Origin of the sequence: Enterococcus sp. AZ089, from assembly GCF_050547225.1 — a bacterium.
In the GTDB taxonomy this organism is placed as follows: Bacteria; Bacillota; Bacilli; order Lactobacillales; family Enterococcaceae; genus Enterococcus_D; species Enterococcus_D entomosocium.
Window position 1 is genome coordinate 2,681,866 of sequence record NZ_CP172954.1, and the last position, 26,920, is coordinate 2,708,785.

At 41.4% G+C, this 26,920-nt stretch carries 21 protein-coding genes and 2 tRNA genes; 2 read left to right on the forward strand and 21 right to left on the reverse strand.

Features of this window, described 5'->3' with window-relative positions; translation table 11 throughout:
* Positions 1 to 83: 83 nt before the first annotated feature.
* Positions 84 to 965, forward strand: a complete 882-nt coding sequence (locus tag IGJ01_RS12375; protein ID WP_139960531.1) for a helix-turn-helix transcriptional regulator — start codon at positions 84 to 86, stop codon at positions 963 to 965.
* A gap of 57 nt (positions 966 to 1,022) precedes the next feature.
* Here the strand turns inward: IGJ01_RS12375 and IGJ01_RS12380 are convergent, their stop codons facing one another.
* A complete protein-coding gene (locus tag IGJ01_RS12380; protein ID WP_142437611.1) occupies positions 1,023 to 2,837 on the reverse strand; it encodes a beta-glucoside-specific PTS transporter subunit IIABC in 1,815 nt (604 codons plus the stop codon).
* Entirely contained in the window at positions 2,834 to 5,491 is a 2,658-nt protein-coding gene (locus tag IGJ01_RS12385; RefSeq protein ID WP_430601130.1) for a glycosyl hydrolase, read from the reverse strand. The genes IGJ01_RS12380 and IGJ01_RS12385 overlap by 4 nt, the downstream gene beginning before the upstream one ends.
* A 152-nt stretch (positions 5,492 to 5,643) precedes the next feature.
* Between IGJ01_RS12385 and IGJ01_RS12390 the strand changes: the two genes are divergently transcribed.
* On the forward strand, positions 5,644 to 6,612 hold the full coding sequence (locus IGJ01_RS12390) for an AraC family transcriptional regulator (RefSeq protein WP_430601131.1): 969 nt from the start codon (positions 5,644 to 5,646) through the stop codon (positions 6,610 to 6,612).
* Between the two features lie 172 nt (positions 6,613 to 6,784).
* On the opposite strand, the gene IGJ01_RS12395 is transcribed toward IGJ01_RS12390, so the two are convergent.
* From IGJ01_RS12395 to IGJ01_RS12485, 19 genes are all read right to left on the reverse strand, one after another.
* Positions 6,785 to 7,639 (reverse strand): GRP family sugar transporter, encoded by an 855-nt coding sequence (locus IGJ01_RS12395; RefSeq protein ID WP_430601132.1) that lies wholly within the window; start codon positions 7,637 to 7,639, stop codon positions 6,785 to 6,787.
* Positions 7,640 to 7,742: 103 nt separating this feature from the next.
* Positions 7,743 to 10,328 (reverse strand): alpha-mannosidase, encoded by a 2,586-nt coding sequence (locus tag IGJ01_RS12400; protein ID WP_430601133.1) that lies wholly within the window; start codon positions 10,326 to 10,328, stop codon positions 7,743 to 7,745.
* A 2-nt stretch (positions 10,329 to 10,330) separates the two neighbouring features.
* Positions 10,331 to 11,467, reverse strand: coding sequence for a PTS fructose transporter subunit IIC (locus tag IGJ01_RS12405; RefSeq protein ID WP_430601134.1), 1,137 nt, complete (start codon positions 11,465 to 11,467; stop codon positions 10,331 to 10,333).
* Positions 11,457 to 11,774 carry a PTS fructose transporter subunit IIB gene (locus IGJ01_RS12410; RefSeq protein ID WP_005234408.1) on the reverse strand — a complete coding sequence of 106 codons (318 nt, stop codon included), beginning with the start codon at positions 11,772 to 11,774 and terminating at the stop codon, positions 11,457 to 11,459. Before IGJ01_RS12410 ends, IGJ01_RS12405 begins: the two co-directional genes overlap by 11 nt.
* Before the next feature lie 23 nt (positions 11,775 to 11,797).
* Positions 11,798 to 12,247, reverse strand: coding sequence for a PTS sugar transporter subunit IIA (locus IGJ01_RS12415; RefSeq protein WP_086297724.1), 450 nt, complete (start codon positions 12,245 to 12,247; stop codon positions 11,798 to 11,800).
* Position 12,248: 1 nt separating this feature from the next.
* Positions 12,249 to 14,153, reverse strand: a complete 1,905-nt coding sequence (locus IGJ01_RS12420; RefSeq protein WP_430601135.1) for a BglG family transcription antiterminator — start codon at positions 14,151 to 14,153, stop codon at positions 12,249 to 12,251.
* Positions 14,154 to 14,456: 303 nt separating this feature from the next.
* Positions 14,457 to 16,286, reverse strand: a complete 1,830-nt coding sequence (locus tag IGJ01_RS12425; protein ID WP_430601136.1) for a lantibiotic ABC transporter permease — start codon at positions 16,284 to 16,286, stop codon at positions 14,457 to 14,459.
* The gene (locus tag IGJ01_RS12430) at positions 16,261 to 18,525 is read right to left on the reverse strand and encodes a glycosyltransferase family 2 protein (protein ID WP_005234403.1); all 2,265 of its coding nucleotides are present in this window, start codon (positions 18,523 to 18,525) and stop codon (positions 16,261 to 16,263) included. The genes IGJ01_RS12425 and IGJ01_RS12430 overlap by 26 nt, the downstream gene beginning before the upstream one ends.
* A complete protein-coding gene (locus IGJ01_RS12435; protein ID WP_430601137.1) occupies positions 18,522 to 19,562 on the reverse strand; it encodes a glycosyltransferase in 1,041 nt (346 codons plus the stop codon). The genes IGJ01_RS12430 and IGJ01_RS12435 overlap by 4 nt, the downstream gene beginning before the upstream one ends.
* A 61-nt stretch (positions 19,563 to 19,623) precedes the next feature.
* Positions 19,624 to 20,676, reverse strand: coding sequence for a GGDEF domain-containing protein (locus tag IGJ01_RS12440; protein ID WP_016612596.1), 1,053 nt, complete (start codon positions 20,674 to 20,676; stop codon positions 19,624 to 19,626).
* Between the two features lie 332 nt (positions 20,677 to 21,008).
* Positions 21,009 to 22,118, reverse strand: coding sequence for a GGDEF domain-containing protein (locus IGJ01_RS12445; protein ID WP_008380908.1), 1,110 nt, complete (start codon positions 22,116 to 22,118; stop codon positions 21,009 to 21,011).
* Positions 22,119 to 22,122: 4 nt separating this feature from the next.
* Positions 22,123 to 22,830, reverse strand: a complete 708-nt coding sequence (locus tag IGJ01_RS12450; protein WP_430601138.1) for an EAL domain-containing protein — start codon at positions 22,828 to 22,830, stop codon at positions 22,123 to 22,125.
* 396 nt (positions 22,831 to 23,226) lie between these two features.
* Positions 23,227 to 23,298, reverse strand: a tRNA-Gln gene (locus IGJ01_RS12455).
* A 4-nt stretch (positions 23,299 to 23,302) separates the two neighbouring features.
* Positions 23,303 to 23,386, reverse strand: a tRNA-Tyr gene (locus tag IGJ01_RS12460).
* Between the two features lie 85 nt (positions 23,387 to 23,471).
* Entirely contained in the window at positions 23,472 to 23,705 is a 234-nt protein-coding gene (locus tag IGJ01_RS12465; RefSeq protein ID WP_005228752.1) for a DUF2969 domain-containing protein, read from the reverse strand.
* 122 nt (positions 23,706 to 23,827) lie between these two features.
* Positions 23,828 to 24,475, reverse strand: a complete 648-nt coding sequence (locus IGJ01_RS12470; RefSeq protein ID WP_142437615.1) for a CBS and ACT domain-containing protein — start codon at positions 24,473 to 24,475, stop codon at positions 23,828 to 23,830.
* 3 nt (positions 24,476 to 24,478) lie between these two features.
* A complete protein-coding gene (locus IGJ01_RS12475) occupies positions 24,479 to 25,180 on the reverse strand; it encodes an ABC transporter ATP-binding protein (RefSeq protein WP_005234392.1) in 702 nt (233 codons plus the stop codon).
* Positions 25,180 to 25,956, reverse strand: a complete 777-nt coding sequence (locus tag IGJ01_RS12480; RefSeq protein WP_430601139.1) for an ABC transporter ATP-binding protein — start codon at positions 25,954 to 25,956, stop codon at positions 25,180 to 25,182. Before IGJ01_RS12480 ends, IGJ01_RS12475 begins: the two co-directional genes overlap by 1 nt.
* Positions 25,937 to 26,914: a branched-chain amino acid ABC transporter permease gene (locus IGJ01_RS12485; RefSeq protein WP_005228744.1), complete on the reverse strand. Its 978-nt coding sequence runs from the start codon at positions 26,912 to 26,914 to the stop codon at positions 25,937 to 25,939. The genes IGJ01_RS12480 and IGJ01_RS12485 overlap by 20 nt, the downstream gene beginning before the upstream one ends.
* Positions 26,915 to 26,920: the final 6 nt, after the last annotated feature.

Here is a 26,920-nt window from a genome sequence, read left to right on the forward strand (position 1 = left end):
CTCAATTTTAGCTTGACAATCAACGATTTTCATCACACAATTTTGATAAAGACTTGCACAATCTTGGTAAAAAGGAGGATCCGATGGATTACTGGGAGAAAGCCAACCACTCGTGGTCAACTGATTCACTGCGTTACATCAATACTTCAACCCAAAAGCAGCGTGAACTTTTTTATTACATTCAGGAAATCGGCTATTTCAAAGCCAGCAAACCTTACTTTACAGAACGAGAGAACCTGCCTTCTTATTTGATCAAATATACATTGTCCGGCTGCGGTGAATTGCGCTACAAAGGAAAAAGCTATCAATTGAAAGCAGGTGATGTGTTTTTTATTGACTGCCTAGACTATCAGTACTACCACACCGTTAGTCAAGAGCCCTGGGAAATGGACTGGATCCATCTATATGGCGCCAACGTCGCAGCGTTTTATGAGGAATTCCTCAAAAATGGCAGTCCAGTTTTTCACACCAATCCTGCCAGCAGTCGTCAAAATCCGATCCATTTGGTCTTACAAGATTTATTGATGTTACAGCCAGAACCAAATGCGAAAACTGCCTTCCAAAGCTCTGTTTTGATTCATCAGCTGCTCAATGAACTGCTCCTGCAAAAATATCATCTCGACTTTTCAGATAGTGAGATCCCGCCTTATATTTTGCAGATTCGTGACCAGCTAGAAGAGGATTTCCGTCAAGGGATCACCTTGGAATCTTTGGAGGAAAGGTACCATATCAATAAGTATCAAATCGTCAAGGAGTTTTCCAAATACATGGGCTTGCCCCCCATCGAGTACCAGATCAGCAAACGCATCTCTTACTCGAAAGACCTTTTGCGCTATTCTCGTCTTTCCATCAAAGAGATCTCATTGGCGATCGGCATCGAAAACACCGCCTATTTCAGCCGTTTATTCAAGAAAAAAGTCGGCATTTCACCTAGTGATTATCGACAAACGGAGAATGGACGGTAAAAAAGAAACATGAAATCATTCACTGATTTCATGTTTCTTTTCATTGAATCTAAGGTTTTAGTTGGCAACAATAAGTGACTCTTTTTCATTCATGATCTTCTCAAATGCTGACGCATTCGTTACCACAACTGGCGTAATGGTCGCATATCCCTCTGCTTGGATAGCTGCGAGATCGGCTTTTATCAGCGGTTGGCCCTTTTTGATTGCTTGATTTGCTTCAACAAGTGTCGTAAAGTGTTTTCCTCCTAGTTCTACGGTGTCAACACCGATATGGATCAAAAGTTCAACGCCTTGATCACTGGTCAAGCCGATTGCATGCTTTGTTGGAAATAAAGCAGTGACCACGCCATCAAAAGGGGCATAAAAGGTGTTTGATTGTGGTTTGATTGCTTTCCCTTGCCCCATCAAGCCTTCTGAAAAAACTTTGTCAGGAACCTCTGTTAAGGGAACGACTTCTCCTTGAACGACTTCTTGAAAATTGATTTTTGTATTCACTGGCTCTTTTGAATTGACTGCTTTCCTTTTTTCAGGTTCTACAATTCCCCAAAAATAGGTGATTAGAAATGCCGCAACAAGCCCTACTACCTGCGAAGCAATCCCACCATAAAATCCACCATCGATTCCTGCTGGATTGATAATCAAAGGAATACCCAACAATCCTGAACCACCAAAAGAATACTGCACTGTCTGCATAAAGCCTGCAATAACACCACCTAAACTTCCACCGATGACAGCAGCGATCAACGGACGTTTATAAGGAAGTAATACTCCGTACAATGCTGGTTCACTGACACCAATCAGGGTTGTCAGACCTGTTGAGTATGCGAGTGCTTTTGTTTTATCGTTTTTCGTTCGTAGACCAACCGCCACGACAGCTCCAGCCATTGCCATTTGGTTCGCTAAGAGCAGACCCATCACAGGATCGAATCCTTGCATCGCCATGTTGTTAAGAAAAATTGGAATGAATGCCCAATGCAATCCGAACATGACCATCAAGATCCATGGTCCCCCAATCACCAGCCCGCCCAAAACCGGACTGAAGTGATAAACATTATTAACAAGCGTTGCCAGTAGACTTGATAAGTTGGATATAATTGGACCAACGACCAGCAAGGCAAGAGGGACAGAAACTAGTAACACGATAAGAGGCTGTACCATGAATCGCAAATCTTTCAACGGCCAATTCTGAACGAAGCCATTGATTTTGGCTGCCACCCAGACAGCAATGATTGCCGGAAAAACGGAAGAAGTATAGTCCATCATATTCACGGGAATCGACAAAAAGGTCAAACTACCTTCTGTCGCATACGGCAGCAAAGTAGGATAGATCAATGATGCCCCAATCAACATTCCGACATAGCTGTTTAATTTAAAATAATTTGCCGCCGAAGCACCTAATAAGATTGGCATGAAGTAAAAGAAAGCATTAGACAATGCATACAAAACGATATAGGTTCCCGAAGTTTCTGACAAAATACCTGCTACTGATAAAATCGTCAAGATCCCTTTGATCGTTCCTGACGCAGCCATAGCGCCTAAAGCTGGCGTGAAAATCCCTGAAATCGTGGAGGTAAACTGATCAAAAAGAGATTTTTTTGTTTTTTCATGGGTATTGTCTTCTATTAATTCGCCGACTTGTTGCAGGACCGCTTCATAGACATCGTTTACACGATTTCCTAAAACGATCTGGTACTGTCCGCCCTGTTCAACGACTGAAATCACTCCGTCAAGACTAGCAATGGTCTCCTTACTTGGGGTATCTGTATCATGCAATACAAAACGCAGACGTGTGACGCAATGGGTCACCGATTCGATATTGGCTTTTCCACCAATTTCCTTTAAAACCTCTGTTGCCAACTGCTGGTTGTTCATTTTTGCTCCTCCTCAATAAAAAGTTTGATTTCGCCAGTGATCCCCAAAGGCTCGAACAGGACAAACTGTGAAAGATAATCCCGCATACTGCGACCTAAATTATTGATCACTTCAATCTGGATGGAATTATTCGTTTCTTGAAGCAGGTCCGTCAACTCAAATGTATACGGTGTACTGATTCTTGTGCCTACACAATGACCGTTCACTGAAACAGTCACAACTTCTGAAGCATCTTCAATACTTAATAAAACCTCTCCTGCTGCTTTAGGGAAGTCCACGGTATAAGTGATTTTCCCGCTAAACCGACTGAAGTCATCACCGACTCCCAGTAAAGGCAATGACGAATATTGTTTTTGACAGGCAACTACCGCTTGCTCTTTCCCGATTCCTTCGAAAGTGACTTGCCATGGCTGATCGTTTAGATGAACTTCTTTCACTGGTTTGCTTCTATCAATACGCAATGGTTGTTCCGAGGTAGCTTCAAAAAGAATCATACTCTCTGCTGGTGCTAAATGAATCTCATAGCTGCCATTTTTATATGACACAGGTTTCAGTTTATTTTCTACCGGATCATATTGAACTAAAGGCTTCTTAGCAGGAAAAACAGCCTGAAACTGCAGCGATTCACTGTCATTTTCATTGAAAAGCATGAATATTTCATCTGTCTGCTGCTGATAATGATAGTAGCGCAAATACGGCAGAGCTTTTGATGTTTCTAAACGATCCCGTACCTTCAAGCCAACGTTATCAGTAAGTGCTGTGAGCGGTGTTACTTCCGTAAGGCGAGCGAGAAGCCGCAGTTCATGGGTAAGCAGAGTTTGTTCAAGGGCTTCTTTCACCATTTCCTCAACAAAAATAATTTGAATTCCAGATTCTGCGAGAGCTGTCAGCTTTTTGATCAATGGACCAGACATTCGCTCAGTATATGGAATGACTAGTGTTTGAAAGGCATACTCATTGATGACAAACGTTTGATCCGTAAATTGCGCATCAAGCATCATCTCAACCGAAACGATTTCAAATTCGTATTGATGTTCCATCAGTTCACGAGCAACTTTTTGAATCGGCATATAAGCGCCTGCCCACTCCGCTTCAGCATGGTACAGCACAGCAATATCCGCTTGATGTTTCCCGTCGCTAAATAGATAACTCAAACGATTCATATACGTCATCAGCTGTTTGAAGCCCTCAAATTGTGGATTATGGCCTTGCGCATAAAAGTGTGGCGGGCAATCGGCATCAGGAAAGTCATTCATTGAAAAAGCATGAGGGACAAAATGATTGACCCCTCGCACCAGCATGTGATCGGTTAGCCATTTCATCAGTTTGGTTCCTTCTGACCAACCATATGCACCGAATACTTCGCACATCGTTCGACCTTGTTTCACAGGGTCTAAGTTTCCTAAAGATGCCCCCATTTTCCCTAATGCGTAATGGAAAAATTCGCCATCCCAGCCAGTAGATGTCATGGCTTCAAAGTATCCGTCATTTTGTTGCGGCATCAATTGATGCAAAACGACATCGATCCCTGCCATCGATTGTCCTTTCATCGATTGAAAGAAGTGACCTGCCCCATAGCCTAAACGTGCATGGGCATTGTTATCCTCAATCACATGTCCGATATAGTCGACCTTATGTTCCCGACACCAGCGTCCGATCCGCTGAGAAAAGTGTTGACTATATAGCTCAGAAACCAACGACATATAATTGTAACGAATCTTAGCCGTCTGTTTTGATTCACCACGATAGAGAGCCGGCAACAGCCCTCGCAGCTCAGTTTCAGATATGGCTAGCTGGTTTGCTAACAAAGTCAACAAATCATACCGCCACGGCAATGGCATATCTACTTTTCCAAGGACTGCATCAGGACCCTTGATATTCCCAAACCGCGGTTCATCTGAGAAAAATCCTTGGATCGTTGTGCCAAATTTCTCTCCAAAGTGTTGATAATGACTTTGATAAACCGTTTCCAGCAAAACATCCGTTGCTTCTGGTACCAAAGGATTCAAGTACCCTTGTGTCGAAGCTTCCCCTCCTTCTTGTGTCGTGTAAAAGACAAAGATACTCCACTCTCCTTCAGGAATAGACCAATACAATGTCTCATCAATCATTGAGTCTGTAAGGTCGATCCACTCCTCCTCGCTGATCTGCTTAAATCCAGTTTTTTTGACCGCAACGGCGCTGATGATTTCAGCAGAAAAAAATGATTTGCCACTCTCGTTAACCGTTTCCCCTTCGGAATTCAAAATATTCGGTCGCTCTGCATTGAAACACCAATCCAACATAATTCCAGCATTCTTTTTTGGGCCTACAAAATCAAATTGTCGAAAATTCAAAAATTCTTTCTGCAAATGTCGATGATTCTTCTCAATTTCTCCTGCGGCGTAGCCTGTTGGAAAGTGCTTGTCATCCAAAATCCAAAGTGTCATTTGTCTTTTTTCACACTCTTCAATGATGATCGCCAACTCGTCCCACCATTGCGCTTTCAAAAATTCTTCATGGGGTCGTGATTCGATGCAGACAGATCGGATGCCGGCTTCGTAAATTTTATTGATGTAAGTTTGAATCGTCTCCTTCTCTTCTCCATGCATCCATAAAAACGGAAAAATATGATTATCATATTTTTCGTTCAATAAATTCGTTATCTTTTTCATACAAATTCCTCTTTCTTTCTCATTCAACTTCATTTAAAATCATAATAAATACGCTTTCAAATGTATCATAAGCAATTCTGCAGATTGAAACAATGTCATCTTCTTTGCAGATAATTATCACATTTTTAGATTTACGAAAGGAGGAGATCATAATGACAACCGAAGAAATGGAAAAAAAGCTTTTTCAGTTATCTGAGCGGGAATGCTATCACAGAGACCATCCAAACCACCTTTCTGACTATTATCAACAGCTGGAAAAAGTGATGATCAATGGCCGACAAGTTTACTTATTCGATAATCTGATGGAAGAACAAGAAAACTTTACTCTGTTAAAGCAAAGCCGCTTCTGTCCAGTTCCTTATCATAACCACAGTTTTATCGAATTAAATTATATCTACTCAGGAACATGCACCCAATTGATCGATGATCAGAAAGTTACGCTGACAAAAGGACAAATTTGTCTGATTGATACCGGAATTCCCCATTCGATTGAAATGACTGGTGAAGACGATGTTTTGATCAATCTTTTGATCAAGCGGGATTATTTCGCTCAATTGATTAGTCGAGAACAGTTTAATGAAGGGGTCGTGCTTGATTTTGTTCTGACTGCATTGTCAGACAAGCACGCGCATGACCAATATATTGTCTTTAAGAACAATAAAGATGATCGGATCCATGCTGTGATTCAAGAAATGCTGAAAGAAACTTATGAAAAAGCCATTGGTAGTAAACGAATCATCAGCAATCTAATAGCCATTCTTTTCACTTTTCTCGTACGTGAGTTCGACTATCAGACCAACAAGCAAGAAGCGGCAAAAAAACAGCACATTCTAGCGATCTTGACCTATATCGAAGAGAACTTCCAAACGGTTACTTTGCCAAAACTCGCCACCCTTTTCAACTATTCTCCTTCCTATTTAAGTACATTGATCAAACGAGAAACTAGTAAAAATTTGACCGAATTGATTATCGAAAAGAAATTGAATCTCGCCCACAACTTAATTGCTTCCTCCACCAAACCAATCACCCAATGTGCGGCTGAAGCAGGTTTCACCAATATCACTTTTTTCTATAAAAAATACAAACTGTATTATGGGCATACGCCAAAAAAGAAAAAATGATTCTATGTCGCTACTTGCTTAAATAAAAAAATGTGGCATAAGTTAAATATTCATGTTCTAAACAAAAAAAAGAGTGGTTACCCACTCTTTGATTTTTAAGATAAGTTCTTTATTGGTTAAACTGTTATCTGCTACTTTATTGATCACTAACTAAAATTGCTCAGGTGCAAAGTTATTTCAACCAACTCATCCCTAATACACCAACAATATAGAGCAAGCTACCAAGAGCTACAAATTGCTTTTCTCTGCCAACTTTTTGTTCCTTTAAGAGGATAATACTTCCATAAGTAGCAACAAGTAAGCTCATTTGAGAAAATGAATAGGTTACGCCTACACCTAAAGAAGACGATACAGCGAATAACGAAGTATTCGCTATAACCCATGTGCTACCAGTACCTAAATTGCGGATTATTTTGCGGAAATGCAACTGTTGCTTACTTTTCAAGGAAATTACGCTTCCCCCGAGAAACATCCCTACTGCCTGAGGCAAGAAAATCTGTGCGCCACTTATCTGAAACAGACCAGTGACTGTCACATATAGCATCAAAAAAGCTGAAGAACAACATAGATAAAGAAGTACTTGCTGTGTTAAGCCTGTTTGCTGATGAGTTGTCTTAGTTACAAGGAAAACACCTGTTAGAATGACTCCTAATGCCATGATTGAGAAAATTACAGTCGTTAAATCTGTCCATTCTTTGAGAAAGAAGCCAGATGCTAATGTAACAAATAATAATTGGGTCCCGACGGAGACGGGCATTACTTTAGAAACCTCCGCTTTCTCCAAAGCGAGAAATTGGAAGTATTGTCCGCAAGCCCAAAAAACCCCAGATAATAAACTGATGAAAAATGGCACCATGGCATAACTCACTTGATTCAAGAAACCAAATACACTACCGAAAATCAAGGCTGCGATTGTTGTTCCTAGCAGTTGTTCCTCTGATTTTCCTCCCATCAATTTAGCGACGATTGGCATTAAGCCCCATCCTAGTGCAGGCAGTGAGGCAAGCAATAAAAGTTGTACGGACATAAAAACTCCTTCTAAATATTGTAAAAAAGCGAGAACACAAAATCTTGTAGAGGAAAACGTTACAGAAGCAATTCCTTCTCGACAAATTTTGTGTTCTTTATTCCTAGTTTTTAGTTAATAAATAGGTTGCTACTCCATAAGCGTGGATGATATGATCCGCTTCAAGCGGTTCTTCTAAGGCATTGATTCGCTGATATTCGTACCCATTAAATAATTTTTTGGGCTCAAGAGGACGTTCTTTGTTCGTTGAATTGACGAAACGGACAACGATTCCCTCAGAGTAATACGCATTATGGAGCGCACTGACTCCCACACCTGGTTCTAAGCTGCAAGACAACAAAGAAAGAGACATGTCGGTCAGAGATAATGGATCAATGCGCTTTTGAATTTTATTGTCTATACGATAAATAAAGTAATTCAAATCTTGCAATTGATAAGAAATCGATGGCTGTTCTTTAACAGTTTTCCAAGTAGCCAACAAATCTTCAGAAATAGCTGTTGATGCGACCCTTAGGGAAAAATCGAAGACCATCTCATAGTTTTCCATTTGAGCAAGAGGTGTTTCCATCATAATATGTCCCTTTTTGGTTGTATCGCCAGAAGCACGACCTGGTCGATACAACAAATCTGGTTTTCCTAGAGAGTCGGTTGTAGCTAGTACCGTTACATATAAGGAGTCATCGATATATTCATACTCTTTGCTCTGCTCGCTATAAAAAACGAGGGCGTTCTCTTGATCATAAACAACCACTTGTTTTTCAAATGGTTCAATATTGACAGGTTTTTCTGCATATTTTTCTTGCCAATTTTCCAGTGTTTGATTTCTTTTTTCAAGATAGCCAAATTGAATGGCCGCAACCGCTCTTTCTATCGGCTTGTTTAATCGAGCTTTCACTCGAATCCGATGATTTAAAAGCGTATTTTTAAAACGTAGCTTTGCATTTACCTCACCATTTTTTGTCAGTTGGAGGGTCAATGTATAATCGAATGTTTTGGTGGCGATTCCTTTCATCCGTTCTTCGATCGTATACGGTAGCTGTAAACTTCCTTCCAAAACCAATGTTTCTTGCTTCCCTTTGCAGCTGGCAAAACGAAGCGTGATCGGTTGATCATTCAAAATAGGCGAATAGTCATACGTATCACCGGCATTACTATCATCGATGATCGACAAGAAATCCACGATCTGTTGTTTTCCATCTGAATAAATCAGGTGGCCGTCTTCAAAGAAAAGCATGTATTTTCCATTTCTAATCCATGTGTTTTGATCTAAAGACGATTCGGGAGTTGTCTCTTGCTCTTCAAATGTAAGGACTTGATAACCAAGGCCTGAAAAGGCACAGGTCACTTGAACGGTTAACAGATAATACCCCTCTTCTTCAATAAAACGGTTGCCAGCCGGAGTTTCTTCCATAATATTTTTCCTGCTTGGGATATACACTGCTTCAAGTACAGATGAATCAGCTCCAATAACCTTGATATTGTTGGTTCTGGATACGATCTTAACTAATTTCTCTCCTTGAAATGGCACTGGTGTTGGATGAAGAATCAGAAATTGGTTGGCTTGTAAAGCGAGTCCTTCACTGATTCTTTTTAAAATCAAATTTTCAATGCTCTCACAAATCTCACTGATTTCTTTTAACCGATGACTGATATCTTGTGCAACACTATCTGATACACAGCCTGCCAAACTATCATGGGCTTGACATTCAAATAACTTTTTCCAAGCTTTCATTAGCAAGCGATTGCTTAATTCGATCCCTAAATCTTTCGCAATAACTAACATTGGTTCAATTTCTAAAACTAATTTGTTTTCTAATCGAAAAATCTCACGTTTCAGATCCATTCGTACAGAACCAATCGTTTTGTGAACCCGTGCAAAAACCGGTGCACGAAACTCTCCTTGATAAACTTCCAGTTCTTTTTGACGGACGATCTCCATAAATGCTGGATAGGTGCTCAATTGATACTTGTATTTTCCAAGCTGATTGATTTTCGTTAGTTTTTCTTCTATGGCAGAAACAATGCCTAACTGATCATTTCCAGTTGGAATCAAGATTTCAGGTTCATTCGCGTAGCTCTTAATAAAATCAACACCTCTATCGAGTCTGCCATCTACATAACTGCTCGTTGGCTCCAATTGCTGCTGTGCACCATATCCTTGAGGAAAATTCACCGCATACAGTGAACCTCGCCCACTTAAACTCGTCCATTTAAAGTAAGGGGATTTGACCTGTTCCCCTAAATCGATGCCTCGCCAAAAGATAATGTTATCAAGTCCAACTTCGTTCAATATGGTTGGCATTTGAGCATTAAAACCAAATGTATCTGGCAAATAACCGATCGGCATATAGCTGCCATATTTTTTGCTATCAAATATACCAATCATGGCATTTCGAATGATGGACTCACCAGAAGCGAAAAAGGCATCTGTTTGGGTGTACCAAGGCCCGATGAACAATTGACCATTGGCGATCAACTCTTTGACCTCAGTCAAGCGCTCAGGATAGAGTTCTAAATAATCGTCCAGAATAGACAGTTGTCCATCTAGCACGAAAGATGCAGTCGGTTGCCTCTTTAGTTCTTTTAGTACATCACTAAATAATTGGTCACTCAAAACGACACAGTCCATCGAAGTAAAATACCATTCACGATCCCAATGGGTGTGGTTTACTATGTGTACATTTGTCATAGCTATGCTTCCCACTGCTCTTCCCAAGCCGCTTCGTCAAACTCTTCCATCGTGGCATCTGTTTCTTTCCCCGCATCTTTTGAACGTAGCAAGCTTGTACAAATCGCAATGAATAATGAGCCAGTAGCAATCGATAAAACATACAGTGGCCATTTTTCTACGGTGAACCAACCATAAAAACCAGAGATTGGCGCTGTATTGACAGCTCCTAGACCTACAGCCATTGCAGAACCAATCGCTGAACCAATCATATTCACTGGGATCACTTTTAGTGGATTTTCCACCGCAAATGGGATCGCTCCTTCTGAAATACCTACTAGTCCCATAATGATCGACGATTTTCCTGCTTCTTTTAGTTCGTTATTGTATTTATTCTTTGCAAAAACAGTCGCTAATCCTAAACCAATTGGCGGAATGATAATCGCCACTTGTGCTGCAGTGTTTGGTGCATAAACGTTACTTGTCAATAAAGCCATCGCGGTTGTCACAGCTGCCTTATTTACTGGCCCTCCAAGATCAAATCCAACCATTGCCCCTACAACTGCCGCCATCACGACCGCATTTCCGCCACTCAATCCGTTCAACCATGACTCTAAGCCCACATTGATAGCTGCAAATGGTGTACCGATCACATAGTTCACAAGTAGGACAGTGACTAAAGTACCTAAAACAGGAACTAAGAACACTGGAACTACCGATGCCATCGATTTTGGCAGTTTGATATGGTTTTTGATCCACAAGCAGATGTACCCAGCGATCAACCCTGAAACAATTGCGCCTAAGAAGCCTGCGTTAATGTCTTTTACTAACATACCTCCAACAAGACCAGGGGCAATCCCTAGCTTATCGGAAATCGAATAAGCAATAAATGCCGATATTACGGGAAACATCAGTCCTAACGCAATGCCACCGAATCCATCTAAACTATGGAGTAATCGGATAATCGCATTCGCACTTTCTCCATGAGAGGCGTCCCAAATATCAACAATCCCAAATATTGATCCACCTACTCGAGAAATCGCCATGATAACTGCTCCGGCAATCACTAGAGGAATCATATAAGATATTCCTGTTAAAACATGATTTTTCATTTCACTTGCCAACTTTTTCATCTGATTTTCCTCCTCTTTATTGATCAATCAGCTTTAATGCATCTTCAATTACTTTTTCTGCGTTTTTTATAGGGGCTGCTACCGGGACTTTGAGAATCATTTTGCCATTGAAACGCTCCTCATTTCTCACTTTCGTATCAACGGCAAAAATCACGACTTCCCCAATTTGACAATCCCGCTCGTTCAATTCATTTTCGATACCTGTTGCTCCTTGTGTCTCAACCTTGATTAAATCGCCACGTTTCGCTGCTGCTTTTTTTAGCGCCTGTGCCGCCATAAAGGTATGAGCAACTCCTGTGGCACACGCCGTTACTGCAATAATTTTTCTCTTCATTCGTCTTTCCCCTTTTCTCCATTTTATTCGCTTAATAATTTCGCGATAATCTCTTTATCTGTTTCGCTTTTCAGCGCTTCTGTGATGTCTTCATCCATCAATTTCATGGCAATTTCTGATAAAATCCGTAAATGGGTGTCTCCTTGATGTTCTTCAGGAATAGCAAGCATAATCACAACCGTTACCGGTTCATCATCTAAAGATTGCCATTCTAATGGTGCCTTTAACCGAGCAAAAACGATTGCGGGTTCAGAAACTGCACGACTTTTTCCATGAGGGATAGCTATATTATTGCCTATTCCTGTGGTCGAGTGATCTTCTCTTTCCATAACTGATTGAACATACTCATTTTCGGATTGAACAATTCCTTCAGTTACCAATATTTTTGCTAACTGACGGACCACTTCTTCTTTAGTGGTTGCCTCTAGACCAAGAACAATATGTTCAAAAGGTAGTAGTGTTTCTATATTCATTTTATGTTCCCCCTTGTAAATACTTTTTTAATTCCTCTTTCGTCCCTTTAAGGAGGAAGGTTCGTTCATCTGATTCCATCACATTAAGCATCGTGTCATAGATTTCCTCAAGTTCTTGTACAGTTTCATCTTTGATACAGATGAAAAAGACATATTTCACCTTTGTTTCTCCCCAGTGGATCTCATTATTAAGACGTAAAAATACAATCGCTGATTTTTTCACGTATTCTGGTGTACCATGAGGTGTTGCGAATCGTCCAAAAGAAGTAAAGGAAAGCTGTTCCCTTTTTAGCGAAGAGTCAATCATTTCCTCGATCACATACCCACGAGTAATCAACTGCTCCCCAATAAATGTAATCACCTCTTGATAATCTTCAAAATGATGATCTAAAAAAATCAAGTCCTCATGAATCAATTTCGCAAACTGACTGAAAGAACCATTTTGTTTTTCTTCGACTTTTCTTAAAAAGGCTTCTATTTTTCGCTGCTCATCTTTATTCAGTACAGGAGAAACATGGATTGTTGGAATCGAATCGATTTTTAAATCCACTGTCGATAAAATCAAGTCCTCATAAATATTGGTCTGAATCAACTCTTGAATTGAAAGAATCCTGGAAATATCGATTTGCTCATAATTCCTCCGAATACGAGCAGCTAATAGCTGTGAAGTGCCTTTCCCACTGCTACAAACTAATAAGACACTCACTTTTTTCGGTTGTTTTTCTTCTCGTTGTTCTTTCATCACTTGGATGTGTACGGCCAGAAAGGCAACCTCATCTTCGGGGATCGAAATCGAAAAATGCCAATTTAAGGCATGAGCTAATCGAAGCGCTTCCTCAAAAGACAAAGGGAAATTCTTCTTCACATCATTTAGAAAAGGGTTATGAATGACTAATCCTTTTTGAATGCGATAAATAGCTTCTTTGATATGTGATACCAATCCTAACAAGAGACTTTCATTGCGTAGGGAGATCGTTTCATGAATCAATTTGCGTATCGTTTCATCAAGCAAATCATCGGAGTCATTCTTCTTCATCAACGAATCCCCATAGATATGAAGCGAAATATAATGAACTTCCGAACCTGGCAACGACAGAGAAAACGTTTCTTCTATTGAAGCAATAAAACGATAAAAAGCTCTATTCTCCATCAAAGGATGTCTTCTTTCTTCGAAAGTCAGATAATTCTTCTCTTTGACCCGATCAATCATGATGATAAGATGAAGCAATAGTGAGTGATAGGCAGCATCATTAAGCGTAATTTGTTCTTTTTTCAAATACTCTTGTAAGAGCGTATCAACTAAAGAAATTTTTGTCAGGTCAATAAAATCATTAACAAACTGAGGAATTCCTTGAATCGAATGCAAATAGCGTTGCTGCTCTTGTGTTATTTTCCAATTTCCACCCCAGAAATAGTAGATCAAATCAAATGCTAAACGACGTTTTTCTTGTTCTGACAAATTCAAAAAGGAACCCTTCCCCGGTAAAACTTCAATCGTAACGTTAAAATGACGAAAGATCTCGCTTACCTGCCCCATGTCATTTTCTAAAGTTGATTTACTGATGTAGAGTGCATCTTGCAGTTGTTGACGCGTAAAATACGTTTTTTGTTTCAGTATTTCAAAGCAAAGAAACTGAATACGATCTTTTTTGCTCGTCGGTAAGTTTGATTCCTCGTGCCCATCAAGATACTTTAGAATTTCAGCTGAATCGCCATCAAGAAATACACCTACTCTAGGTTTGCGAACAAGCCTTATTGCTGTTTCCTGCAAAAATTCATCAATTCTCTTTAGCGATTGCGAAACTGTCTTTTGCGAAAGCGACATATGCAACCCAATTTTAGCAACCGTTGTTGGTCCATTCTCTAAGAGATATCGAATAATTGCTTTTTCCCGTTCACTGATCATGAAACTTTCACCTCGTCTACATTTCTAATGGTAGCTTTTTCTCAAAAAAATGAAAACACTTACTTTTACTGCATTGATTACAGTAAATCATAGGCACTGAAAATATTGCGCCGTTTTTTTATTCATGTGTACCCTTTCGTTTAATACAGATTATTTACATATCCTTTGGTATTTTCATAGTATAGAGGATATTACTCAGTGGGAACAGAAAAAAAATACCAATGAACAAACGATACGTCTGTTTCATTGGTATTTTTACTATTGATTCTCTAATAAGGAGACGCGCTTGAGAAATTCCTTCATTTATTGCCCCAACACCTCCGCCACCGAATAAACACCAGGGGCAAAGGTTTTCCCTGTTAGCTTCTTAGTCATGGCATTAAAGGTATAGTGCTCTTCTAAGACGACGACTTCATCGTATTGCTTTAATAGCGTGCGAAAATCTGCATCTGATAAGAGGAAATTCTCTCGACCATCGACATTAGGTGAAAACAAGTAATATTTGCCGACATAGCCAACTAAGTAGCTGTCTACTGCTTCTTTATTGGTACTGACCACCAAGTATTTTTTCTGGTTTAGGTCAAAGCGATCGCCAGTAACGGCTGAAACTTGTGCTGGAATCGAAGCAGCATATTCACGATTGGTATAACGCATGCCATTATTTTCTGAAAGGATCAGCAATGTCGCAAAAAATAACAGAATCAAGGTACTGTATTGATAGATTTTTTTTGTGGTCAAGCTGGCAAAACTACGGTAGTTTCGCCGATCGATCGCTTGTTCATGATACAAATGATCAATGCCCCGGACCATGAAAAAGGTCATCAAACCTAATGCCAAGATCACAATACTCGAAGCATAGCGATCGAACCCTGCCAAAGACAGTGCTTCATCAGTGGGCATCGAGAACAAGAACATGGCGTAAATACCCAAGTAATAGAGACCAATAATACCATCGATCAACAGCAGTTCTTTTAGAAATGGATTGCGTTTTTTCATGATAAATCGGACAAATAGCCAACTACCCAACAGGATGACCTGGATCAAGAGAATCCCTTGCGTGGAAACCGTCGTAACATCCGTGATCGTTTTGACAAAAATATCCGTAATTTGCTGCAGTATCTGTGAATCCTTTTCGCCAAAAATCTGTTTATAAGCGGTCACGCTGACTTCATGCTTCGATTTAGGAAAATTCGCTTTGACATGCAGGTTCCAAAGAATCGCCGGCAGGACAGATAGCCCAATGGCAGCTAATCCTACAATCATCAAGCCTAGCCGTTGCCGCCAACGAATTGATGCCTGCCATAAGCAGACTAGTAAATAGCCGCCTAAAATCAGCAGAAAAAAGACAGCACTATTTTTGACCAAATCAAGAGAGGCGCCAATCAAAAGAAAGTAGCTGATTGAAGGCAGCACTTTGCCTTTTAAAGAAAATAACCCGGAGATTCCTGCCAAAGTTAAAACGGGAAGAATGAAGTCTACCAGCAAATTATTCATTCGAATCGCAATATTAAAATAATTGAATACGGCCATGCTGGTGAATACCAAGACAAAAGCCAGCTTTCTTTTCGGATCACGAATAATCGCAAAAAAACTATACAGACTACAGAAAATCAAAATCAATTGACCAATCAGCAAGATATTCTCATGATAGCCAACGATGATTGCTGTATAAGTAACAAACAGTGAGCTGCCTAAAGGATAGGAAGTAAAACTGATGATGGCATCGGTTGCCGTTGGCAATTGTCCCTGCGTATAAAGGAATTTAACGATCGTCGCCCAATGAGAGAAGTTGTCATAGTGGGTCAAATGACTGTGAAGCAAGGTTAAAACGAACAAAGCAAAATAGCCATAAAACCACAGCATGATGGGCTCTTGTAAACCCCACCGCACCTGATGGCGCTCCTGCCAAAAACGCCAAACGCATAATAGTAAGCCAAGACCAAATAAAAACCAGGCCCCCCAGATCAACCATCCTTTGGGACCATATGCGACAAAGGAAAGAACGAGGATCGGCAAACAGCAGGCAGCGATCCAGCTAATGTATTTGGTAAAATGACAAACTCGTACAAAAAGATAGGCATAGCCAGCTAATGATAAACCAAATAGACTAAATCGCAGCAGGATCTCGATCATCGTCTGCCTCCTTTCTCAGCAAGCTGTCTACCCATTCTTGGAGGGCTACTGTGGAACGCAGCTCTGAAAGATTGCTTACTTGATATATCACTTGATTTTCTTTTGGCTGAAGCGTCGCTTTTTCAGCGTGAAGCACAAGATTACTGATCGGTAAGTTTAGATGGACCGGCATCTCGACCTCTTCTGTTTTTGCCAACGTGAACTGATCAAAACCAAATGTTGTGACCGCATAGGTTCCTTCATCAAAGTGCCATTTTTGATCAATGGTCAGTATGGGCACTCGTTGAGGCGGCAATGGCTTTTGTTTGGCTTGCAGCAGATGCTTACCGAGATTTTCAAAAAGACTGTCAAAGAAGGTCATCCACGGATCCCGCAGAACCGGCAGGCTTTGATTGAAGCCATCATAAATGATCTGCAGATAGGCTAAGTAATCTTTTTCTGTCAACTGGTTTAAAGCAACGCCATAGACCCAGCGATCTTTTCCAGAAAAGACGCGGACAATATTTCCAGTCATCTCTGCTTGGTAGCCATTACGAGTGATTTTAAAAGTCAGCGGCGCATCTGGCGGAAAATAAAGAGGAACGTCAGAAACGAAGGACAAGCCATTTTCTGAGATATTTTCTGTCATCAAAGAATAGCTGGCGTCTTGGTCGGAAACTTCAACAGGATAATGGGCTCTGAACCGTTCCGTCGTTCGATAAATCGGGCGACCGAGATAAAATAAGACCGCAAAGGTTAAGTTAAAGAAATGGGTCAGCAGCCAGAAGGTCAACACACTGCCGTAGAAAATCTCTGAGCCGAATTTGCCGTAATTAAACTTCACTAAGCCGATAATCGTCAAAGTCAACAGCAACAAATGCGGCACCACAAACAACAAGTCTTTTTTAGACTGAGTTGCTGCTTTATTAGTCACCTTGAAGCGGGTCTCTTTGATGCCAATGGCTTGCAAAAAGACAGGAATCACTAGGTAAGGTGCAAAAATCGTTTCCTGGATCTCGCCCCAACGCTGCGTTCGAATATCACTGCTCAAATCCTGCATCGCCAAATGCAAGAACGTATAGCTTGGCAGCCAAAACAGCAGCAAGACCCAAAAGTTTGTCTCTACGACCCTTACATTAAAGACGGTGTACAAAATCGGCGCGAAAATAAATAGTAGCCGTCGTAGAAACGACCACCAATACAAATAGCTGTTTAAGAAAACCATTTTTTGCGCCAAAGACAACGTCTTATTCTTAAAAAGATGGAGATTGTGGACACTTTGGACCACTCCTCTTCCCCAGCGAATCCGCTGCTTTAAGGCACTTGGGATATCAATTGGAGACAGACCGCTGGCCATTGGCTGCAGTGTTGATAAACTGCGATAACCTTGGCAATTGATCAAGGCGCCTAATTCAAAATCTTCCGTGATCGTGTCCGTCGGAAATCCGCCAGCGGCTTCGATCGCTTCTCGTGCAATCACCGTATTGGAACCTGTATAAATAGCGGTATCATGGGCGTTGTTCAAAACATTGACTTCTCTGGAAAAGAAGTCCTGCTCGTTAGGGATCGCCGCTTCTGAAAAAAGATTGTACTGAAAAAGATCCGCATTGTAAAAACTTTGCGGTGTTTGAACAAAGCCCAACGGTTTGATGGTCTGGTCATTGCGGCGTTCCTGCTGATTTGCCACAAAATATGGCACTGTTTCCAGCAAAAAATCTGAGTAAGGAATCATATCTGCATCAAAGGTCGCCACTAGCGGCGAATTGGTTTTTGATAATGCATGATTGAGATTGCCTGACTTGGCATGCTGATTGCCGATCAATCCGATATAGCCGATGCCAAATTTATCTGCCAGTGCTTTGACCTCTGGACGGTTGGTGTCATCTGACAAATAGATGTGAACTTTTTTTGGATCGGGGTATTTCATATGAACTGCCGCATTGACCGTTTTTAATAAAAGCGGCACTTCTTCATTATGAGTAGCAATCAACACATCGATCGCCGGATAGTCGGCTTCTGGCACGATCGGTTTTTCAAAAGGCTTTGCTTTGTTTTTGTTCCAAATCAACAGCAAGCCCGTAAAGTTCGATACGATCTCACTGCCCCAAAGCAGCAAACCAAACAGCAGGGCAAACCAAGACTCGTGCCATGGCAATGTATACAGCCCCCGCCATGATAAATAGATCAGCGAAAAGACAAACGCTAGAAAGTAAACGACTTTTTTCGCCCAAGGCAAACGTTTTTGTTCCACCTCAATCACTCCTTAAAGATGACATTTTTTTGCACATGGTAACTAAAGAAAAAGAGCAGGCAATCGACGCCTATTTTTAACAACACAGAATCCCCGATCGGCAGGATCAAATAGATCAGGTAGACGAGGAAAGAGGACAGCAAAATCTGTACGATCACCAATAAAAAATACTGCAGCATACTGTTCTTTGTCCGTTGACCAAAAACAAGCTCGCGATTGATGTAGTAATTGACGATCGCCGAAATCAAGCGGGCACCCAACGAAGCGATCACGATGGAGGACAGATCGATGACAGACAAGAAATGGATCAATAACGCATAGGCGATCACATCGACAAAAAAGGAGACCACAGATGAAAACAAATACTTCAAAAAGACGCTATAGATAGCGACGGAATCTGCCAAGACCCGAAAATGGGAAGAGGCATTTTCTTCAATATAGATGGTGGCGATCGGTTGCGAGAGAATCGGCCACCCCCGTTTCTGGGCTTCGATCAGCATCCGCGTTTCATATTCAAAGCGCTCACCTGAGATCGCCAACAAATCTGTCATGAATTTCCGAGGGAAAACCCTTAAGCCCGTCTGCGAATCCTCAATAGAAAGACCAGTCGCTAAACGCAGGATATTTCGGGTCAAAATGTTGCCGAACTTACTCCGCAAGGGCACTTCTTTGCCAAAGGATCGGGTCCCTAAAATAATGCTGTCCGGATGGGCTTGGGCCTTTGCTAAGCAAGCCATCATATCGGTATACTCATGCTGCCCGTCCGAATCAATGGTCACCATAAATTCAACAGCTGGCTGGTTTGTCAGCACTTCAGTGAGAGCGGTTTTGATGGCTGCGCCTTTTCCCTGATTCTTTGGATGGGTCAAAACCTGACAACCAAACTTCTGTTCCAATGCCGAAAAGACAGGCTGATAAGCTGCCCCACTGCCATCATCCACGACCAAAATCGGCAGGTGCTGATTATGCAAACGAATTTTCTCCACCAGAGCCAGCAGTTTGTGGTCAGGTTCTAGCGAAGGAATCATGATTAAACTATTCTCCATATGCGTTCCTCATTTAAGGTAGTATTTTTGAAAACAAAAAAAAGAAAAGAAGCCACCCCCATCAGTAAAGACAGAGTTGGTCGCGACCGCTGCGTTTGGCTCGATACAATGCTTGATCCGCACGTTCTTGCGTTTGCTGTAGCAACTCACCCCTTTGCCGTTGTGCGATCCCAATCGACAACGTGATGCTGACCGAATCACCGGCATCCAAGATGATTTCTTGGTAACGGATGCGCTTTTGAATTTTTTCAAGGAGATAAGCAGCAGCCTGTGCGTCTCCTTGAATCAAGATTGCAAACTCTTCCCCACCGATGCGATAGACCGGATTGCTCGCCGTACAGTAGGTCGAAAAAATACGAGCGATTTCTTGCAAAATCACATCCCCGGCACGGTGTCCGTAACGGTCATTGTAATTTTTGAAATGATCGATATCGATCAAAGCGATCGATAAGTCCACATCGGTCGTATCTAGGCGTTGGCGGTCATCTTGAAACTTACGGAAGTTATTCAACTGCGTAAGATCATCGATTTTGACCAATGCCAAAATGCGCTGCATATCATTGACTATCGAATAAAGGAAAAACGCCAACGTATAGGCGAGAATGCCATAAACTATATAAATTAGGGTCGTTTTTTGAATATCACCCGTCAAATAAAAACCAAAAAGAAAGGAGATAGCGATCAAGTAGGTTATTGATAGGAACAACTCTTGTTTGTCAGTAAATCGCCGTTTGGCCCAGGCATGCAGAAATGTCAGTGTCACCATCAAAAAAAACGTAAGATATAAGTTCAGCCAAGAAGATTTTGATACTTCAAACAAGAAACGCCCTAACGCTAGATTGACCATCGTCGGTACGGTCACCTTCCACCCCAGATATTTCATGGAAAAAGCGTAAAGTAAAAAGCGCAGGTCAAATCGCGTTTCGTATACGACGTAAGAGAAATTCATCATCAGCATCCCCACCACGGTTTCACAAGCAATCGCCGCTGCGATCTGTTTCGCTTTGAATGTCCCTTGACCTACGAAGCCATCACTGATTTTGAATAACAAATAAATATTGATGATAATTGCGCCTAAATTTGCGAGTGTATTGACAACCAGCGTATTTGCCATTTCCTGTGCTTCCTTTCTAAAAAAAAGAACCCTTACTTGCTGATTCGACGGGACAATTCCAGAGACATTTCATTGGAAAAGCGGACAAAGCATCAAGTAAGGATCACTATTTATTATTGACAGTTTTTATCACTCTTGATTTAGAATAATTTACCAGAAATTATACATAGTTTCAATCTTTTTGTTGATATGCGAAGATTCTCAAGATAAATAAAATAATCAAAATGTATATTTTGTAAATAAATAACATTATTTCTTTATTATTACTAACTTTTTGTGCATAAACATTTAATTCTTTGTGAATTTGTGTAAATTATTTTTCCATTATTTTTTTACGTCTCAGGCAAGGTGCACACCCGGTTTCGGCCACTTTGTTTTGCGAGATAGAGTGCTTGATCGGCTCTTTCAACAGCTGCCAAGATATCGCCATGACAAACTGTACTCGCTTCAACGCCGCAAGACAAAGACATCGTCCCTTTTTCAAAATTAGCCACAGGAAACATACTGCTGGAAATGGTTTGACACAGTGTCGTCATTGCAGCTACGGTCCGTTCTTTGACATCCCCTTCGATCACGAGACAGAACTCTTCGCCGCCATAACGATAAAAGGAATAGGTCTCGGCAAAATGCGCCTCTAAAAAAGTAGTCGTCCGTGAGGCAAAGGTTCTCAACAACTCATTTCCGGCGATATGACCATAACGGTCGTTGACCTTTTTGAAGTGATCGAGATCAATCATGGCGATCGTCACAGTCTTTTTCTGTGAAACGGCTTGAAGCAGATCGTGGTTATAGGTCCCATAGTTGAAGCAGCCGGTCAACGCATCGATCTTACTATTCGCCAGCTCTGCCAGTACTTGGTATTCTTGCCCCTCAATCAATCGATGCAACCACATAAAACTTCCTAGCAGCACGAAAGAACCAACAAATACTGCCAACATCGCTTCCCAGTCATAGGTCGTCGTATGATGGACTAGCATCGAAAAACGCGGTGAGAGCAGGCAGGTCAAAAAATACATCATATAAAATTGCTGTTGCGGACGGATCAGCTTGACTTTTGATAAAAGAAAATCAAGGACAAAGATCCCCACTCCGAATAATGGAAGATAAAAAGCTTTACCCACATCAGAAAAACCGACAAACCACAAATAAAAGACGACCATACACGGCGTTATCAAAATCAAGATCTTGCCACGATCACCATAGAAAAAATGACTCGCAATAAAAGCAGTTGTGTATTGATAACAGATAAACCCAACTGAATTCATTGAAAAAGAAAGAATAAAATACAAATGCGTAAACGTCAGAATACCAATAATAAAATACTTAAATGGACGAGAAACCGATATTTTTTGCACACTTCGTACAAAAACATCTGCGGTCACCAGTAAACTGGCAATCATCAGCGGCAAACCAAACGCCAAAAGCACGCCTCGTTCTAACATTCCATCACAATCGCTCTCCTTTAGACCATAAATATCCTTGTTGCAAATGCACCCCCATCTCAAGCAACTGGACCATTTTTTCGCGGTTCTCGATCCCTTCAACGATCAGCTCAAGCTGATATTTTTGGGCAACCTTCAACCAACAAGCCAAAAAGCTGAAGCCAATCTCCTCATCAAGCTGAATAAACGGTAACAACGAAAATTTCAAACAATCAACGCTGGCAAGATTGGCAAAGACCAACGAGAGGGTATTTTGTCCGCAACCGATATCATCGACCGCAATCACATAACCATAAGCTTTAATTTTTGCAATGGCTACAGACAAATCAAATGACTCTTGCTGTAAGCGTACGGGGTGTTCCGTCAATTCAATCTGCAACTGCGCCTTATAAACAGCCATCGTTTCAAAAAAGGACCACGTAGACTGCCACAGCAGCTGTTGTGGATGTATATTGACACTAAAGCGGGTTTCCGGCTTTTTTTTGCATAAACGCCGCAATTCCTTGGCATACCATCTCATCAATTGCTGATTGCCACTTTCAGTTTGAATCATTGTGCTGAATTCTTGCTGTGGAAATCGGTTGTTCTTCTTGCTACGTAGCAAGACTTCATAGCCATTCACCTCTTGCTGACTTAGCGATTTTATCTGCATGATTGGTTGACACAACAGATAAAGGCGGTCTGTGTTCTCCCAAGTCGTTTCATTTCCCATCTTCGTTAAGCCCCCATCTAGTAAAGTTATCACTTCCGAAAATCGGCAATATTCCTGTCATCGCTCGTTTCTCATGCTATAAAATGGTTCTCTCAAAGGAACTGATTTGCCTAAGTATACCAAACAGAACCAAAAATGCCCAAATATTTTAAATTCTCTGAAAGAAATTTCTGTGAAAGAATCGACTGTGATTTTCCGTTCCACTCCATACCTGTTTCATAGAAATGCCCCAAAGCAACCATTGCTTTTTTCAATTTCGTAGAAACTAGCTTGTTGAAAGTGGCTTCTTCCATATCAGTCTCCTGTTTCTTTAAGTACTTATAAAAAACACGATTCTTTTTAAATAACAAAAAAACAGCAAGAGTGCTTGCTGTTTTTTTCTACGTATCTCTTTGACTGGGGTAGCTGGATTCGAACCAACGCATGACGGAGTCAAAGTCCGTTGCCTTACCGCTTGGCTATACCCCAATAATGGTGGAGGAGAGTGGATTCGAACCACTGAACCCTAAGGAACGGATTTACAGTCCGTCGCGTTTAGCCACTTCGCTACTCCTCCAAAAGGTTTTTCTCAAACCTGACAATAGTTATAATACCGAAAAAGATAACAAATTGCAAGAGCAAAAAGTAAATTTTTCTAGAAATTATTCATGTAAATTCCATTGACGAATAATCATCTCGATGGCAGCTTCTAAGCTTCTGCTCGAACCTAGATCTTCATCCCCTAAAAAGCTTTGAAATTCTTTTGGTCCAGTTGTTAAAATCTCACCAATGCGTTTTTTTCCGATGAATAATTCATTGACGGTATAGTCTTTGCCATGAATGGCTTTTGTTGTTTCTTCAATACGTACTTCGATATCTTTATTTTTCTTAGACATGGTTGCACCTCTTTCTTTACAGCACCTTCCTATTTTAACAGAAAAGCAGCAAAAGAAAAAGAAAATCTCTTCTAGAAGTAAAAAAAGTAGCCAATCTTTACGATCAGCTACTTTTCCTTAGATCACTTCTGGTTCGTCAAGACAGCACTCGTCACGGTATAGCCTGCATCACTTAAAATTTTCTCGATTGCTGCGACTTGCCGTGATTCTACTTGGATCTCAACAACTGTTTTTAGTGCCATCCGATTTACCACAATCGTCAAAATACTCATTTGATGATCGGCAAGGAGTTTCGTCACATCTGCTAAAACCCCCACATGATCATCCGTGATCTCGATCGATACTCGGGTTCCGCCATCGTGGTAGCCAGTGATTTTCAAAAAGGCATCGAAAATATCATTGTTGGTAATGATTCCCACTAGGTCATCATCATCCATGACTGGTAAAACCCCCACGTTCTCACTACGCATGACGGAAATGGCGTCCTCTAATAGTGCATCTGGTTCAATCGTAGTCACTTTTTTCAACATGATATCAGCGACTGTCGTTTTATTTAAGAGATAGTTCATTTCATAAACACTTAAACTTGTCGCTTTTGAGGGGGTTGCTTCAGCGATCGTTCCTTCCGTGATCAACCCTACTAATTTGCCATCATCAACGACAGGTAGACGATGGATATCGTGCTGCTTCATCACATCTATTGCATCAAAGATCGGTGTTTGTGAATCGACGGTGATGACCGTCTTCGTCATAAAATCACTTACGCTCATTATTTAACCTCCTAGATACGCTTTTCTTACTTCATCGCTTGCTAGTAATTCTTCTCCGGTACCTTCTAAAACGATTTTCCCGGTTTCTAATACATAGCCGCGATCAGCAATCGATAAAGCCATTTTCGCATTTTGTTCGATCAGCAGCACAGTCGTTCCTTGCTGCTTGATTTCTTGAATGATGGAAAAAATTTCTTTGATAAAAATTGGCGCCAAGCCCATCGATGGCTCATCCAGCAAAAGCAAGCGCGGTTTTGACATCAATGCCCGCCCCATTGCCAACATCTGCTGCTCACCGCCAGATAATGTCGACGCATCTTGCGAGAGGCGTTCTTTCAATACAGGAAACTTGCGGTAAACTTGTTCATAGTCTTCTTTGACACCACTGTCTTTACGCAAGAAGGCGCCCATCTCTAAGTTTTCTTGAACCGTCAAACCGGAAAAGACGTGCCGCCCTTCTGGCACCTGCGACAAGCCGTTTGCGACGATTTTTTGCGGTGCTTCTTTCTCAATTTGCTTTCCTTCAAAAGTGACGGAGCCTTTTGAAGGACGGATCAATCCAGAAATCGTCCGTAAAATCGTGGTTTTTCCGGCACCATTGGCACCAATCAGCGAAACGATCTCTCCTTGATTGACGTGGAAGGAAACATCATGAACTGCTTGGATCATGCCGTAGTGAACACTTAAATTTTGAATTTCCAGCATCAGATTTCTCCTCCTAGATAGGCTTCGATTACCCGTGGATTGTTTTTGATCTCTTCTGGTTCACCGTGGGCGATGACTTGCCCGTATTCCAGTACATAGATCCGTTCGCACACTTCCATGACCAAACTCATATCATGCTCGATCAAGAGGATCGTCAATTGAAAATCTTTTTGGATCTTATAGATCAGCTTTGTCAGTTCTGTTGTTTCCTGAGGATTCATCCCCGCTGCCGGCTCGTCAAGAAACAAAATTTTTGGCTCTGTAGCCAATGCGCGTACGATCTCTAAACGGCGTTGCTCGCCATAAGGCAAATTTTTCGCTAACGTTTGGCTTTTGCCATCCATATCAAAGATCCGTAACAGCTCTAAGGCTTTTTTCTTCATGGATTCTTCGTTTTTGTAATATTTTGGCAAACGCAAGGTGCTCGTCAGTAGTCCTTCTTTATGCTTACTGTTCATAGCGATCAAGACGTTATCCATTACGGTCAAGTTTTTAAACAAGCGAATATTTTGGAAGGTTCTTGAAAGGCCTAAATCCGCGATTTTATAAGGCTTCACGCCATTTAAACGTTTTGGCTTACCTTGGGTCTCAAAAAGCACTTCGCCTTCACTAGGCTCATAAACACCTGTCAGGAGGTTAAAGAGCGTTGTCTTGCCGGCACCGTTTGGTCCAATCAACCCGACCAGCTCATTGGTATCTAGATGGAGGTCTACATGAGAAACAGCAGCTAAACCACCGAAGTTTTTCGTTAAGCTTTTAACTTCTAATAGAGGCATCGTTGTCATCCCCCTTTTTTCTAAATTTGTCCAACAGTCCTTTTACGGAGAATTCCCAGGTCCCTAAAAGTCCGCTTGGTTTAAAGATCATGATGATGATCAAAGCCAATGCATAAATGATCATGCGCAAATCAGAGAAGCCTTGCAAGTACATGTTTAAGATTCCTAGCACTACTGCCGAAACAACCGCTCCTGTGGTACTCCCAAGCCCTCCAAAAACGACGATGATCAACACATCGATCGATTTCATAAAACCGTAATCTCGTGGGAAAACCGACTGCTGATAGCTGGCATAAAGGGTACCAGCAATGCTTGCCATCACTGCCCCCATCACAAACGCAATTACCTTGTATTTCGTTGTGTTGACCCCCATCGATTCTGCAGCGATCTCATCTTCCCGAATCGCTAAAGTCGCTCTGCCTGGTCCGCTATGGATAAAGTTTGAAACGACAAGAATCGATAGAACGGCAAAGAGAAAGACGATCTGCCAATTACTGAATTGGGGCAATCCGAAAATTCCAGCAGGACCATTGGTCAAGCCTCGTAGGTTCACCAACAAGATCCGAATGATCTCTGCCACACCTAGGGTAGCGATCGCTAGATAGTCGCCTTTTAAACGGAGGGTCGGAATCCCAACCACTAATGCGACTGCACCTGAAACCAGCATCCCCACTAGTAAACCAGTTAAAAAGCCGCCAAAGGTTGGATTGCTTGCCGACAGGATCGCGCCAGCATAAGCACCGATTGCCATAAACCCAGCATGTCCTAAGGAGAATTGCCCTGAAAAGCCGATGATTAGATTCAAACTGACTGCCAAGATGATATTGATTCCGATATTGACGATGATCGCATCAGAGAACAAATTAATCATTCCGCCATTGTAGGCTGCAAATAATCCAAAATAAAGAATAGCTGCCAGAGCGAGCCAGATTAAGTTGTAACGTAAATTCTTTTTCATTTCTGC

Excerpts from the sequence above, each read along its gene's own strand:
- IGJ01_RS12375 (WP_139960531.1), top strand. The coding sequence starts at position 84 with ATGGATTACTGGGAGAAAGCCAACCACTCGTGGTCAACTGATTCACTG.
- IGJ01_RS12380 (WP_142437611.1), bottom strand. The coding sequence starts at position 2,837 with ATGAACAACCAGCAGTTGGCAACAGAGGTTTTAAAGGAAATTGGTGGA.
- IGJ01_RS12385 (WP_430601130.1), bottom strand. The coding sequence starts at position 5,491 with ATGAAAAAGATAACGAATTTATTGAACGAAAAATATGATAATCATATT.
- IGJ01_RS12390 (WP_430601131.1), top strand. The coding sequence starts at position 5,644 with ATGACAACCGAAGAAATGGAAAAAAAGCTTTTTCAGTTATCTGAGCGG.
- IGJ01_RS12395 (WP_430601132.1), bottom strand. The coding sequence starts at position 7,639 with ATGTCCGTACAACTTTTATTGCTTGCCTCACTGCCTGCACTAGGATGG.
- IGJ01_RS12400 (WP_430601133.1), bottom strand. The coding sequence starts at position 10,328 with ATGACAAATGTACACATAGTAAACCACACCCATTGGGATCGTGAATGG.
- IGJ01_RS12410 (WP_005234408.1), bottom strand. The coding sequence starts at position 11,774 with ATGAAGAGAAAAATTATTGCAGTAACGGCGTGTGCCACAGGAGTTGCT.
- IGJ01_RS12415 (WP_086297724.1), bottom strand. The coding sequence starts at position 12,247 with ATGAATATAGAAACACTACTACCTTTTGAACATATTGTTCTTGGTCTA.
- IGJ01_RS12420 (WP_430601135.1), bottom strand. The coding sequence starts at position 14,153 with ATGATCAGTGAACGGGAAAAAGCAATTATTCGATATCTCTTAGAGAAT.
- IGJ01_RS12425 (WP_430601136.1), bottom strand. The coding sequence starts at position 16,286 with ATGATCGAGATCCTGCTGCGATTTAGTCTATTTGGTTTATCATTAGCT.
- IGJ01_RS12435 (WP_430601137.1), bottom strand. The coding sequence starts at position 19,562 with ATGGAGAATAGTTTAATCATGATTCCTTCGCTAGAACCTGACCACAAA.
- IGJ01_RS12440 (WP_016612596.1), bottom strand. The coding sequence starts at position 20,676 with ATGGCAAATACGCTGGTTGTCAATACACTCGCAAATTTAGGCGCAATT.
- IGJ01_RS12445 (WP_008380908.1), bottom strand. The coding sequence starts at position 22,118 with ATGTTAGAACGAGGCGTGCTTTTGGCGTTTGGTTTGCCGCTGATGATT.
- IGJ01_RS12450 (WP_430601138.1), bottom strand. The coding sequence starts at position 22,830 with ATGGGAAATGAAACGACTTGGGAGAACACAGACCGCCTTTATCTGTTG.
- IGJ01_RS12465 (WP_005228752.1), bottom strand. The coding sequence starts at position 23,705 with ATGTCTAAGAAAAATAAAGATATCGAAGTACGTATTGAAGAAACAACA.
- IGJ01_RS12470 (WP_142437615.1), bottom strand. The coding sequence starts at position 24,475 with ATGAGCGTAAGTGATTTTATGACGAAGACGGTCATCACCGTCGATTCA.
- IGJ01_RS12475 (WP_005234392.1), bottom strand. The coding sequence starts at position 25,180 with ATGCTGGAAATTCAAAATTTAAGTGTTCACTACGGCATGATCCAAGCA.
- IGJ01_RS12480 (WP_430601139.1), bottom strand. The coding sequence starts at position 25,956 with ATGCCTCTATTAGAAGTTAAAAGCTTAACGAAAAACTTCGGTGGTTTA.
- IGJ01_RS12485 (WP_005228744.1), bottom strand. The coding sequence starts at position 26,914 with ATGAAAAAGAATTTACGTTACAACTTAATCTGGCTCGCTCTGGCAGCT.